Raw genomic sequence first — 13,033 nt, 5'->3', positions numbered from 1 at the left:
ATACGGTCGATACGTCTTCTTGCTCATGCTGAAGACATTGGACACCGAACCCTTTTGCTCCTACAGAACTGGCTTACTCAGACAGGCTCCTAGCTCGCCATATCATCTTCAGAGCCCGAAGTATCATCTTTCCGCAGCCTCGCCCCACGGCTCCCTGCGGATTTCTGCCACTTCACGCTTGAAGCAACGTGCTGAGCCGTCGCCCACCGGCTCGCCACAACATCTTCGGCGCCCGAAGTGTCATTTTTCCGCAGCCTCGCCCCACGGCTCCCTGCGGATTTCTGCCACTTCACGCTTGAAGCTTCGTGCTAAGCCGGCCTCCGCTGGCTTGCCACAACATCTTCGACACCCGAAGTGTCTTCCGCATCCCCCGCGGCAACCCCGTGCAGATTTCTGCCACTTCACGTCCGAAGGATCCACCTCCGTCGTCACCCGACTGTCTGCCGGCTTACCGCAGACCCAGGGGCAAGGCTCCTACCGCTTTCCCGCCCGTCCGCCACCCCACCGCACCACACCGATTGAAACAGAAAAAGGACCAGGGTGCGTCGACACCCTGGTCCCTACTCTCACTTTGGCAAGACCCCTACACCCAATCCTGCACCGCCGAGATCCCGGTCTCCTCGCCCTCCCTCAGCGACGACAGCACCGTCAGCACCGCCCGGGCGGTGTCCAGCGACGTCAGGGTGGGCACGCCGTGCTCGACGGCGGTCCGCCGGATGACGAAGCCGTCCCGGTGGGCGTCCCGCCCGCGGGTGAGCGTGTTGATCACCAGGTCGATCTGCCTGGACCGGATCAGGTCCGGGATGTTGGGCGTGCCCTCCGAGACCTTCGCCACCCGCTCCACCGGGATGGCGCACGCCTCGAGAGCCCGGGCCGTGCCCGCGGTGGCGACGATGCGGTAACCCAGGTCGCTGAACTGCCGGGCCAGCGCCATCGCCTCGGCCTTGTCCCGGTCGGCGACGGTGAAGAGCACCGTCCCCCGGTGGGGCACCGTGACGCCCGAGGCCAGGAGCGCCTTGTAGAGCGCCCGGGGCAGGTCGGCGTCGACCCCGAGCACCTCGCCGGTGGACTTCATCTCCGGCGAGAGCCCCGTGTCAACTGCCGTCAGCTTCTGCCACGAGAAGACCGGCGCCTTCACCGCCACCCGATCCGCCGGTTCGGGCCAGAGCCAGCCGGTGCCCTCGGGCGTGTCGTACCGGGCCGCCGCGCCCACCGCGTCCGGCGAGTAGCCCAGCTCCGACAGCCGGTGCCCGGCGATCACCTGCGTGCCGACCCGCGCCAGCTCGAGCCCCGTCACCTTCGTCAGGAACGGCACGGTGCGGCTGGAGCGAGGGTTGACCTCGATGACGTAGATCTGGTCGCCGTGGATCACGTACTGGATGTTGACGAGCCCCTTGACCTGCAGGGCCAGGCCCAGCTTCGTCGAGTAGGCCACGATCTGCTCCCGCTGCCGCTGGGTCAGCGTGACCGTGGGGTAGACGGCGATGGAGTCGCCGGAGTGGACGCCCGCCCGCTCCAGGTGCTCCATGATGCCGGCGATGATCACCTGCTCGCCGTCGGCCACGCAGTCGACCTCCACCTCCTTGCCCAGGAAGTAGCGGTCAACCAGCACCGGGCGGTCCGCCGAGACGGCGATCGCGCCCTCCATGTAGGCCCGGAGCTCGGCCTCGTCGTGCACGATCTCCATCGCCCGGCCGCCAAGCACGAAGGAGGGGCGCACCAGCACCGGGTAGCCGATGCGGCCGGCGACGGCCACCGCCTCCTCAACGGTCGTGGCCGTGGCGCCCGGCGGCTTCGGGATGTCCAGCTCAACCAGCAGCCGGTCGAACCGCTCCCGGTCCTCGGCGCGGTCCATCTGGTCGATGTCGGTGCCCAGCACCGGCACGCCGGCCCGGCTCAGCGGCACCGCCAGGTTAATGGCCGTCTGCCCGCCGAACTGGCAGATGACCCCCTCGATCTCCCCCTCCTGCTCCACCACGTTCAGCACGTCCTCCAGCGTGAGCGGCTCGAAGTAGAGCCGGTCGGACGTGTTGAAATCGGTGGAGACCGTTTCGGGGTTGTTGTTGATGATGATGGACTGGATCTTCTCCTCCCGGAGCTGCCAGGCGGCGTGGACCGCCGAGTAGTCGAACTCGATGCCCTGGCCGATGCGGATCGGGCCGGAGCCCAGCACCACGGCCTTGCGGCCCGGCGGGCAGACCCCCTCGTTCTCCTCGTCGTAGCAGCTGTAGTAGTACGGCGTGGAGGCCGCGAACTCGGCAGCGCAGGTGTCCACCATCTTGAAGACAGGCCGGATGCCCATCTGAAGCCGCAGCCGCCGGACCTCCAGCGGGTCGAGCCCGACGATGCGGCCGATGGTGGCGTCGGCGAAGCCCAGCCGCTTCGCCCGGCGCATCAGCTCGGGCGTCAGCGGCGACGAGGCCAGCTCCCGCTCCAGCGCGACAATCTCCTCGATCGCGCCCAGGAAGAACGGGTCGATCGCGGAGAGAGCGTGGATCTGTGCCACTGTCATGCCGCGCCGCAGAGCCTCGGCCACCGCCCAGAGCCGCTCGTCGTTGGGCTCGGCCAGCCGCGCCCGCAGGGCCTCGTCGTCCAGCGCCTGCACCACCGGGTGGTAGAGCCCGTCGCGGCCGGTCTCCAGCGACCGCACCGCCTTCAGCAGGGCGCCGGTGAAGGTGCGGTCGATGGCCATCACCTCGCCGGTGGCCTTCATCTGCGTGCCCAGGGTGCGCTCGGCCGTCGCGAACTTGTCGAATGGGAACCGGGGAATCTTCAGCACGCAGTAGTCCAGCGCCGGCTCGAAGGCGGCGTAGGTGGTCCCGGTCACCGGGTTGCGGATCTCGTCGAGCGTGAGCCCGACCGCGATCTTGGCCGCCACCTTGGCGATGGGGTAGCCGGTGGCCTTGGAGGCCAGCGCAGAGGAGCGGCTGACCCGGGGGTTGACCTCGATCACCACGTACTCCGCCGAGTGCGGGTTAAGGGCGAACTGGATGTTGCAGCCCCCCTCGATCCCCAGCGCCTCGATGATCTTCAGGGCGGCCGCCCGGAGCATCTGGTGCTCACGGTCGGTCAGCGTCTGCGACGGGGCGACCACAATGGAGTCGCCGGTGTGCACGCCCACCGGGTCGATGTTCTCCATGTTGCAGATGGTGATGACGTTGCCGGCGCTGTCTCGCATCACCTCGTACTCGATTTCCTTCCAGCCGGCCACCGACCGCTCGATGAGGCACTGGGTGACCGGCGAGAGCCTGAGCCCCCGGGTGACGATCTCCCGCATCTCCTGCGGGTCGTGGGCCATGCCGCCCCCCGTTCCGCCCAGGGTGTAGGCCGGCCGCACGATCAGCGGGTAGCCGACCTCCTCGCCGAAGGCCAGGGCCTCCTCCGGGGTGGTGACGATCGTCGACTCGGGCACCGGCTCGCCGATCTCCTTCATCAGCGCCCGGAACTCGGCCCGGTCCTCGGCGCGCCGGATCGCCGCCAGCGACGTGCCCAGGAGCCGCACGCCGTACTTCCTGAGAATGCCCGTCTCCTCCAACTGCATGGCCATGTTCAGGCCGATCTGCCCGCCGAGGGTCGGCAGCAGCCCCTGGGGCCGCTCCCGGGCGATCACCCGCTCGACGAACTCCAGGGTGATGGGCTCGATGTAGACGCGGTCGGCCAGGTGCCGGTCGGTCATGATGGTCGCCGGGTTGGAGTTGATGAGGACCACCTGGAGCCCTTCCTCCCGCAGGGCCTGGCAGGCCTGCGTGCCGGCGTAGTCAAACTCCGCCGCCTGTCCGATCACGATGGGACCCGATCCGATGACGAGAACCTTTTCCACGTCCTGGCGCCTGGGCATCCGCTGCATCCTCCTCGGGATGGGGCCTCGCCGGACCCCTTCATCTCCTTACGCAGAGCAGGTGGAGACCGCGCCCCGGGCCATCATGGCCAGGAACCGGTCGAACAGGTAGCGGTTCTCCCGGGGGCCGGGGCAGGCCTCCGGGTGGTACTGCACGGTGAACAGCGGCAGGCGCCGGTGCGCAATCCCCTCGACGGTGCCGTCGTGGATGGAGACGTGCGTCACCACGACCTCCGGCGGCAGGCTCTCCGCCGCCACGGCGTAGCCGTGGTTCTGGCTGGTGATGTGGACCCGGCCGGTCGCCAGCTCCTTCACCGGGTGGTTGGCGCCCCGGTGGCCGTAGGGGAGCTTGTACGTCCTGGCCCCGAGGGCCAGCGCCGCGATCTGGTGGCCGAGGCAGATGCCGAACATGGGCAGGTCGCCGCGCGCCAGCAGGGTCCGCACCGTGGCCACCGCCTCCGGCACGTCGGTGGGGGCGCCGGGTCCGTTGGTGAGCACCACGCCGTCCGGCCGCAGGGCCAGGACCTCCTCCGCCGTGGCCGTGGCGGGCAGCACCGTCACGTCGCAGCCGCGCGCGATCAGCTCCCGCAGGATGTTCTCCTTGGCGCCGAAGTCCAGGGCGACCACGCGGGGCCCGGGGCCCGGGATGCGGTAGGACTCGGGCGTGGTCACCCGCCGCACGGCGTCCTTCATCCGGAACGCCCGCGCCTGCTCGACCCAGGCCGCCACCTGGTCCTGGTCGGGTTCGGCGTCGTCGGCTACCGTGGCGATGACCCCGCGCATCGTGCCGTGGCTGCGCAGATGGCGGGTGAGCGCACGGGTGTCGATGCCGGAAAGGCCCGGCACCCCGTGCTGCGCCAGATAGTCAGAAAGGCTCCCGACGGCCTGCCAGTGGCTCGGCCGGTCGCAGAGCGCTTTCACAACAAAACCCCCGATCCACGGCTGCCTCGACTCGCCGTCCGCGAGCGTGACGCCGTAGTTGCCGATCAGGGGGTAGGTCATCACGACGATCTGGCCATAATAGGACGGATCGGTCACGACCTCCTGGTAGCCGGTCATGCCCGTGTTGAACACCACCTCGCCGGCCTGCACCGCCGGCGCGCCGAAACCTTCGCCCGCGAAGAGCGTCCCGTCCTCCAATACCAGATAGCCCTTCATATAACGGCACCCTCCTCCAGATGCGGGCGTCGCTGCACCCGCTTAATCCGCGGATCGGGAGACCTTTGTCCTTTCGGCATTATACTCCCCAGGTATCCGCGAATCAAGCGCCGCCGCTGTCGCATAATTATAAGCCTGAGACGCATGATTATGCAATAGGGAACATGACGGAGGGCTGTCCCGGGCGCAGCACACCCTGCGGGACAGCCCTCATGACTCAGGCCCGGCGCAGCCACCAGCGGCGAAGGCCGTCGGCCAGGAGCTGGAAGCACGCGATGATCAGGCCCAGGGCCACGGCCGGAACGACGGCCGGCCACCAGTAGTAGCGGATCAGCCCCTTGCTCAGGCCCATCATCGCCCCGAGCTCGGGCACCAGTTCGACGTTGGCATACCGGCCGTACTCGAGCTGGACCATCGTCACGCCGCCGATCACCGCACTGGCGTCGAAGATGGCCATGTGCCCCATGGCCACCAGCACCAGGGCCAGTTCGGCCGCCAGGGCGGCAAGGAGGTCGCCGCGGATGACCGGGAAGAGGTGTCTGGTGATGATGCGCCACTGCGTGGCGCCGAGCGACAGGGCAGCCTCCACGTGCGGCATGTTCTTGACAGATCCAGTGAGGTTGGCGATCTGGTCCGCGAGCCGCGGCAGCCCCACCAGCACCAGGGCGGCCGCGTAGATCAGGTACTGCACCGGACGGGAGAGCGTGAGCACGCTGCTGAAGATCCTGAGAACCAGCGCCACGACGATGAGCGTGGGCACGGCGCTCGCTCCCGCTGCAGTCGCCGAGACGACCCTGGCCAGCCATCCGCCCCTCCATCCGGCGAGGAGGCCGAGCGGCAGGGCAAGAACGGCCCGCAGGAGGAGCACCCCCAGCCCCACGAGCAGCGTCAGGCGCATCCCGACCAGCACGCGGGGCAGCAGGTTCCGCCCGGCCAGGTCACTCCCGAGGATGAACCCGTCCTCGCCCGGGGCCAGGGGGGCACGCACCTTCTGGACAGTTGCGTAATCGCCGAAGTCCACGACGGAGGGCAGCGCCATGGCGACCAGCAGGACCAGGGCCAGCAGCAGGCTCCACACGAGCGGTGGGTTGCGGAACAGTCGCCTCACGGCGCCACCCCCTCGATACCCCGGAAGAGCAGCCTCACAGTCTGGGCCAGCCCTTCGAGCAGCACGAAGAAGGCGAGGAAGATCAGGCAGGCCGCTGAGACAACCTGCGGCGTGATGTCGCCCCACGTTCCCGCCGACGGCCCGAAGGGCAGCCGGGTGGGGACCGTGAAGATGAGCCCGGCCATGCCCGGCCACACGGTGAGCCGCTCCACGATCACGAGGCTCGAGAGCGTGAAGCTGACGAGGCTGGGCAGCCCAGCCAACACCTTCGGCACGGCGTTCTTGAAGGCATGGGCCAGGATGACCCGCGCCTCGGGCAACCCCTTGGCCCGGGCAGTGCGGATGTAGTCCTCGAGCATGATCTCGTCGAGGGCGGCGCCGGTGATGCGGGCCATGTAGCCCATCGGGAACGCGGCGAGCGCGAGGACCGGCAGGATCATGCCCTTCAGCGTGTAAGGGTCGGCAACCACCTGCCACAGGTTGATGTCGAACTTCCGCCAGTGCCATACGGACAGGGCCTGACCGGCCATGACGACCAAGAAGTCGGGCAGGGAGAGACCCAGGGTCGCGGCGATGAGTCCCAGAACCCGGGGAATGCGGGACCTCACCGCATAGAGGGCGCCCAACAGCACCCCCAGCACGGTGCCGGTGCCGGCCGAGTACCCGAGCAGCAGCAAGGTGTTGCGCCACGACGTCTTCAGGCGGGGCACGAAGTCCTCGGGGGGCGCCGAGAGCTCGCTGTTCGGCCCGTGGTACGGCAGGCTCCCGCTCCTGACCTGGTTGCCGAACTCGCGCACCTCGCTCCAGAAGAGGTCGGACGAGAAGGCGATCGTGAGTTGGTCTATGGTCTGCCCGCCCACCTCCACCTGCCCGGCGACTTCGTAGTAGACCCCGCCGGGCAGGTGCAGGAGGAGCACCAGACCGGCGCCGACGACCACGTAGCCGGCGATTCGGCCCAGCCACAATCGGAGCAACTGGTGCAGCACATGTCCTCCCTCCAACACAGACCTCTATAAGAGATGAGGCTCTTCAGCGCGATCCCGTTCGCAGGGTTCCTCGGGTGCCCGCCGGCCGGCCTCAGCGGAGCGGGCAGGCGAAACAGGGCAGGCCCGGAGTCAGTGGCGATGACTCCGGGCCTGCCCTGCGGCCAGCTATTCCTCCTGCGGCAACTCCCCTGCAGACGGCGGCAGGTCGCCGCCCGCGCTCCCGCCGTCCATCGCCCCGGGCGACTCCCACCGCTGGGGGGGCTGCGGCGGCCTGGTGCCGATATCCGCCCGCTCGACGGGCCACCCCTCAACGCTGCCCGCGGGCTGCCACTCCAGCCCGTTGAGTACTGCCTGAGCGGGCTGCTCCATCTGCTGGTGGAAGCGGTCCAGCTGGGGCAGCGTGCGGCTCATCAGCTGAACCCCCTCCAGCTGCCGGGCATCCTCGTTCTCCAAGAACCGCTGCAGCGCCTGCTGGGCGCCCTGGTAGCTCTGCTGGATCAGCTGGACCTGGTCGATGATCCCGCCGACCACCTCCGGCGTGGCGCGGCCGGACAGGGCGTAACGCAGGAGGCCGCTGAGCGCCGTGGTGCCGTAGAGACCCAGCAGCATGTTCTGGCTCAGCTCCTGAAAGCCTGGCTCCGACGCCGCCTGCCGGGCCGCGAGCCAGTGGGATGCGGCGGCAGACTGGATGTCGGGCTGGGCTGCCTGGAGCAGCCCCTGCATGCGGGACATGGAACCGGCCACCTGGGCGGGAAGCCGCATCGGACTCCCCATGGGCATGGGCATCATCACGCCGGGCGACACCTCCGGAAGGTTACAGAACTGCGTCCGCAACCATCTTATGTCGCCGCCCGCGCAGTCGTCGGCCCTCACGCCACCACTTTCCAGTACTTACCGGTGCGATCTCTCAACAGCGCGCCGCCGTCGGGCGCCGGCAGGAGCCGAGCGCCGGACCTGACCGCCTCGGGCGCCACGAGCCGCACGGCGGCGCCCGTCGCCAGGTCGAAGCGGATCAGGAAGGGCTCCGGCGACGCCACATAGATCAGCCGGCTGCCGCCGCTGGCGTTCAGCACCGCCGCCTGCAGGTCGCCGCCGCCGGCGGCGATGGTCACCTCCTGCTCGATGCGGCCGTTCCGCACCCGCACCGCCTCGACGCCCCGGCCCGACTGCGGCTCCCTGAGCAGGAGCCAGACCGAGCCGTCGGGCGCCGCGGCCACGTGGCGCACCCGCGCCAGCACGTCCTGCGCCAGGGCAAAGCTGGCCACCCGTCCGCCCTCGATGCGGTAGAGGCGGGACGGCCCCGCCGCCCAGAGCACGCCGCCGTCGACGGCACCGTGGGTCACCTGCTCGCCCAGCGTGACGCGCCCCTGCAGACCGCCGGGTCCGGCGACCGCCACCTCCGTGCCCCGGCTGAACCAGAGCCGGCCCTCGCCGTCCGCCGCCAGGGCCACGATCGGCCCCTGCCCGGACGTCACCAGCTCCGCCCGGCCGCCCGAGAGGCGGTAGAGGCGGGCGGCGCCGCCCTCGTCGACCGCGTTCAGCCAGGCGGCGCGCCCGGGCACGGGGATCAGCGTGTAGGCGGTGACTGCTCTATCCAACGAATACGTGTAACTGCCGTCCGAGAACTGCGGCCGGGCGGGCTGTGTCCGGTCCGTATACCAGGTGGGCTCGCCGGGCGCCGGGTGGCGCTGCGCACCGGGCTTGGCCGCATCGGACGTCGCGGCCAGGTTCATCAGCACCTGCCCCCGGATCCGCTGGACCATCACCAGGGCCTCGGCGCGGGTCGCCGTCCGGTCCAGGCCTATCGAGCCGTCCGCGTATCCCTGCAGGATTCCGCCGGCCACGGCCTCCGCTGCCCAGCCCTGCAGCCAGTCCGGGTAGGCGCCGGCGTCGGCCGCGTCCAGCGTTCGCTGCCCGACCAGGTCCTTTCGGCCGATGGCCCGCACGGCGGCCAGCACGATCTCCTTGCGCGTGATGGGCACGTCGGGCACGATCCAGCCGCCGTAGTCGCCGGGGCTGAGCAGCCCGCCGGCGACCGCCGCCTGCAGGTGACCCTGCTGCACCGACCAGTGCCAGGGCGCATACGGCGCGCGCTCGGCCGGGCGCGGCTCCAGCCCCAGCGCGCCGGTGACGAGGGTGAAAAACTCCGCCCGGGTGATCGGCTGGTCCGGGCGGAAGGTGCCGTCGGGAAAGCCGGCGATGTAGCCGTCGGCCACGCCGGAGATGATCTGGCTTCTGGCCCAGTGGTCCCGCACGTCCCAGAGGGTTGTGGCTTGGGTAGAGGCCGGCGCCGACAGCCCCAGCAGCGCCAGGGTGACCAGCGTCGTCGTGATGCGCTTCAAACTGTTCATGGTCGTGCAGACCTCCCGTTCGAATGACGGTCGGCCCGCCGTTTTCGTTTGCGCAATCGCGCCGATGCCAGAAAGTACCGTCATACCACTGCGCCGCCGTTGGGCGAGATCACCTGACCCGTGATGAAGCCGGCGCCGGGGCCGGCCAGGTAGCGGACGAGGCCCGCGACCTCCTCGGGCGTGCCGAGCCGCCCCACCGGGACCCGCCGCAGCCAGTCGGCCAGATCGTCGCCCTGCAGGAACATGTTCATCTCGGTATCGATCGCGCCGGGGGCGACGGCGTTCACGGTGATGCCGAACGCCCCCACCTCCTGGGCGAGCGCCCGGGTGAAGCCGTTCTGGCCGGCCTTCACCGCCGAGTAGGCCACCTCGCCGGCCGCGCCGGAGATGCCCCAGATCGAGGAGATGGTGATCACCCGGCCGTAGCGGCGGGCGACCATGTGCGGCAGGGCGGCCCGGGTGCAGGCGTACATGCCGGTGAGGTGCACGGCGACCAGGTCGTTCCAGTCGTCCAGCGTGGTGTCAACCAGCAGCTTCTCCAGCGCGGTGCCGGCGTTGTTCACCAGGATGTCAATGCGGCCGAAACGCTGCACGGTGGCCGCGACCGCCGCCTCGCAGGCCGCTGCGTCCCGCACGTCCAGCTGGAGCACCTCCGCCTCGCCGCCGGCGCGGCGGATCTCCTCCGCAACGGCCTCGGCCCGCTCCCGCTGGCGCAGGTACGTGACCACGACGCCCGCCCCCCCGGCCGCCAGCGCGAGGGCGACCGCCCGCCCGATCCCGCGGGAGGCGCCGGTCACCAACGCCGCCTGGCCGGCCAGCTCGCAGGCGGCCTCGACCGCCGTCCCCGCCCTGGCCCATGCCTCCATCTCGCTCGCTGCCATCTCACTCGCCTCCGTTCCCCAGCAGCAGCAGAAGGCCGCGCAGGTCGTTCACCGTCACCACCTCGTGCCCGGTGGGGATGCCGGTCCGGTTCACCCACACCGGGCGCAGGCCCGCCGCCTGGGCGCCGGCCACGTCCTCCGGCAGCGACGGTCCGCAGTGCAGCGCCTCCCCCGCAGCGCACCCCACCGCCTCCAGGCCGAGGGCGAACAGGCGCGGGTCCGGCTTGGCCACCCCCGCCGCCATGGAAGAGAGGATCACCCGGAAGTAGTGGTCGATCTCGAACTCGGCCAGGAACCGGCGGAGCGAGGGCTCCCAGTTGGCGACCACGCCCAGGGCCAGCCCCCTTCGCTGCAGCTGGGCCAGCACGGGCAGCGCCTCGGGGTACATCGACCACCAGGCCGGGTACTCCCGCACGGCCTCCACGAGCCGCGCGAGCACCGGGCCGGCGGGATCCCCGTGGCCCAGCGCCCGGAGGAGGAGCGGCAGCATCGCCCGGTGGTACTCGTCCTCCTGCTCCTCGGTCCGGATGCGCCCCCGCGCCTCCCTGACCTCCGCCGGCAGGCCCGCCATGGCCTCCGTCACCGCCTCGGGCGATGCGGAAGTTCCCTCTCCCTGCAGGACTGCAGCCAGCAGTTCCGCGCCCTGCGGTCCGTACAGCAGGGCTCGGACGTCGAAGAACACAGCTCTGATCACAGCCTTCCCCCGCATATCGAAGTGCGTTTGCGTACCCAGCGTCTTCCTACCGTCAGGTTCCACCGAGACCCCGAACCCGCCGGTACCTCAGGCCCGGCGAGGTCCTGCCGTAAGCCCCGGTGCCACTCCAGCCCCGGTCTCGGGCGGCCTCCCGATCTCCGGTGGCAGCCGCCCCTGCGCCGAAGTCGCTAGCGCCACCGGCCGACCGGTCTCCGCCGGGGTTCCGATGCTCGCCCGTTCCCTGGTAGGTTTCCACGCGCCGGCGTGCGCACCCTGCAGGAACCGGCCCGCCCCGGCACGAACCCGAACGGGGAGAGGAGTGTGAGCACGTGCGCTTCCGCCCTGACCGGCGCCCGTCCAAGTGGGGCGCCACGGCCGCCGTGGTCGACCAGCAGAGCGCCGAGGCGGTGGTCGAGTACCTCGCGGCCCTGAAGGGAACGCCGTTCGACGGCGTCATCCGGCTCTCCGACCTCACCGAGATCAAGGGCTACCGCTACGTCCTGCTCCAGGTGAACCTCGACTTCGGCCATCCGCACTTCCCGCGCATCGCAGACACGCTCGACGAGATCGGGGGCAGCGAGTTCCAGCTGATCGTCGTGGAGACCCCGGAGGGCTCGGTGTACCTCATCGTGGACAAGCACAACCTGCCGGACGAGGAGATGCGCCCGGACCACCCGCTGCTTCGCAGGCTGGCAGACTGGCTCGGGCCGGCCCTGTCGGCGGTGTCGTGATCCCCGCGCCTTTGCGAATGCCAACAATTAATAGGAATTATGGGCAGATACCAACGGGGTATCTGCCCATACTCTCTGGACCTGTGCTATACTCACATAAGAGTAGGTAGAAAGGGTCTTGTACAGTACGGAGTATGGCATTAAGCACATAGGTAGATAGGGGGATGGGACCAGTTATGTCGGCTACGAAGGATCTGTACGACATCACCCTGATCGGGGCGGGACCAGTCGGGCTGTTCGGCGTGTTCTACGCCGGCATGCGCGGCATGCGCACCAAGGTAATCGAGGCCCTGCCCGAAGTAGGCGGACAGCTGACCGCCCTGTACCCGGAAAAGGACATCCTCGACGTCGCAGGCTTTCCCCGCATCGCCGCCAAGCGCCTGGTGGAGCAGTGTAAGCAGCAGGCCGATCAGGCCAACCCCAACGCCACCTACGTGTTCAACCAGCGCGTGGAGCGGCTGACCAAGCTTGAGGACGGCACCTTCGAGCTGACCACCCACACCGGCGAGAAGCACTACAGCAAGGCCGTGGTGATCACCGCCGGCATCGGCGCCTTCGAGCCCAACCGCATCCCCAATGAGACGGCCCGCCAGTACGAGGGGAAGGGCGTCTTCTACAGCGTCACCAACGTGCAGCAGTTTGAGGGCAAGCGGGTGCTGGTGGTGGGCGGCGGCGACTCCGCAGTGGACTACGCCCTGATGACCGAGCCCATCGCGCAGGAAGTCACCCTGATCCACCGCCGCGAGGGCTTCCGGGCGCACGAGGAGTCGCTGAAGAAGCTGGCCGAGTCCCGGGTGCACGTCAAGCTCTTCTACGAGCTGCGCGCCGTGCACGGCGACGGCGACTGGGTGAAGCAGGCCACCATCTTCGACAACCGGACCGGCGAGGAGATGACGCTGGACGTCGACTACGTCATCCTCGGCACCGGCTTCAAGGCCTCCCTGGGCAACATGCTCGAGTGGGGGCTGGAGATCGAGAACAAGAAGCAGATCGTGGTCAACTCCAAGGGCGAGACCAACATCCCCGGCGTCTACGCCGCGGGCGACATCGCCTGGTACCCGGGCAAGATCCGCCTGATCGCGACCGGCTTCGGCGAGGTGGCCACGGCGGTGAACAACGCCAAGGCCTTCGTCGACCCCGGTTCGGCCGCATTCCCCGGCCACAGCTCGGAAGGGAAGAAGTAGCAGAAGCAGGGGCCGTCCCAAAAGCAGGTTGCTCTGCTGGGACGGCCCCGTTCCTTTTCGTTCGAATTGGGTTTTTCAGGTAGTCAATCGACCATCTTGCGA

The 13,033-nt window shown here is 69.4% G+C and carries 10 protein-coding genes; 2 read left to right on the top strand and 8 right to left on the bottom strand.

The window, feature by feature from the left end; all coding sequences use genetic code 11:
• Positions 1-583: 583 nt before the first annotated feature.
• The 8 genes from carB to J2Z79_RS17860 form a co-directional block, all read right to left on the bottom strand.
• Positions 584-3,838 carry a carbamoyl-phosphate synthase large subunit gene (gene carB, locus J2Z79_RS17895; protein WP_209468265.1) on the bottom strand — a complete coding sequence of 1,085 codons (3,255 nt, stop codon included), beginning with the start codon at positions 3,836-3,838 and terminating at the stop codon, positions 584-586.
• 48 nt (positions 3,839-3,886) lie between these two features.
• On the bottom strand, positions 3,887-4,996 hold the full coding sequence (locus tag J2Z79_RS17890; RefSeq protein WP_209468264.1) for a carbamoyl phosphate synthase small subunit: 1,110 nt from the start codon (positions 4,994-4,996) through the stop codon (positions 3,887-3,889).
• 217 nt (positions 4,997-5,213) lie between these two features.
• On the bottom strand, positions 5,214-6,104 hold the full coding sequence (locus J2Z79_RS17885; RefSeq protein WP_209468263.1) for an ABC transporter permease subunit: 891 nt from the start codon (positions 6,102-6,104) through the stop codon (positions 5,214-5,216).
• Entirely contained in the window at positions 6,101-7,090 is a 990-nt protein-coding gene (locus tag J2Z79_RS17880; RefSeq protein ID WP_209468262.1) for an ABC transporter permease subunit, read from the bottom strand. Before J2Z79_RS17880 ends, J2Z79_RS17885 begins: the two co-directional genes overlap by 4 nt.
• 165 nt (positions 7,091-7,255) lie before the next feature.
• Positions 7,256-7,882 carry a hypothetical protein gene (locus tag J2Z79_RS17875; RefSeq protein WP_209468261.1) on the bottom strand — a complete coding sequence of 209 codons (627 nt, stop codon included), beginning with the start codon at positions 7,880-7,882 and terminating at the stop codon, positions 7,256-7,258.
• A gap of 77 nt (positions 7,883-7,959) precedes the next feature.
• On the bottom strand, positions 7,960-9,441 hold the full coding sequence (locus J2Z79_RS17870; RefSeq protein ID WP_209468260.1) for an S-layer homology domain-containing protein: 1,482 nt from the start codon (positions 9,439-9,441) through the stop codon (positions 7,960-7,962).
• Between the two features lie 80 nt (positions 9,442-9,521).
• Positions 9,522-10,322, bottom strand: a complete 801-nt coding sequence (ymfI, locus tag J2Z79_RS17865; RefSeq protein WP_245302982.1) for an elongation factor P 5-aminopentanone reductase — start codon at positions 10,320-10,322, stop codon at positions 9,522-9,524.
• 1 nt (position 10,323) lies between these two features.
• On the bottom strand, positions 10,324-11,016 hold the full coding sequence (locus J2Z79_RS17860) for an HAD family hydrolase (protein WP_209468259.1): 693 nt from the start codon (positions 11,014-11,016) through the stop codon (positions 10,324-10,326).
• Positions 11,017-11,345: 329 nt separating this feature from the next.
• On the opposite strand from J2Z79_RS17860, the gene J2Z79_RS17855 reads away from it, so the two are divergent.
• Positions 11,346-11,747, top strand: coding sequence for a hypothetical protein (locus J2Z79_RS17855; protein WP_209468258.1), 402 nt, complete (start codon positions 11,346-11,348; stop codon positions 11,745-11,747).
• Positions 11,748-11,923: 176 nt separating this feature from the next.
• Positions 11,924-12,931: an NAD(P)/FAD-dependent oxidoreductase gene (locus J2Z79_RS17850; RefSeq protein ID WP_209468257.1), complete on the top strand. Its 1,008-nt coding sequence runs from the start codon at positions 11,924-11,926 to the stop codon at positions 12,929-12,931.
• The last annotated feature ends 102 nt before the right edge of the window (positions 12,932-13,033 follow it).

The organism is Symbiobacterium terraclitae (genome assembly GCF_017874315.1).
GTDB classification, from domain to species: domain Bacteria; phylum Bacillota; class Sulfobacillia; order Symbiobacteriales; family Symbiobacteriaceae; genus Symbiobacterium; species Symbiobacterium terraclitae.
This window is presented reverse-complemented; position numbering and strand designations above follow the sequence as displayed.

What these genes read in the sequence shown, in the direction of transcription:
- ymfI (WP_245302982.1), bottom strand. Translation starts at nt 10,322, where the DNA reads ATGGCAGCGAGCGAGATGGAGGCATGGGCCAGGGCGGGGACGGCGGTC.
- J2Z79_RS17850 (WP_209468257.1), top strand. Translation starts at nt 11,924, where the DNA reads ATGTCGGCTACGAAGGATCTGTACGACATCACCCTGATCGGGGCGGGA.
- J2Z79_RS17870 (WP_209468260.1), bottom strand. Translation starts at nt 9,441, where the DNA reads ATGAACAGTTTGAAGCGCATCACGACGACGCTGGTCACCCTGGCGCTG.
- J2Z79_RS17890 (WP_209468264.1), bottom strand. Translation starts at nt 4,996, where the DNA reads ATGAAGGGCTATCTGGTATTGGAGGACGGGACGCTCTTCGCGGGCGAA.
- carB (WP_209468265.1), bottom strand. Translation starts at nt 3,838, where the DNA reads ATGCCCAGGCGCCAGGACGTGGAAAAGGTTCTCGTCATCGGATCGGGT.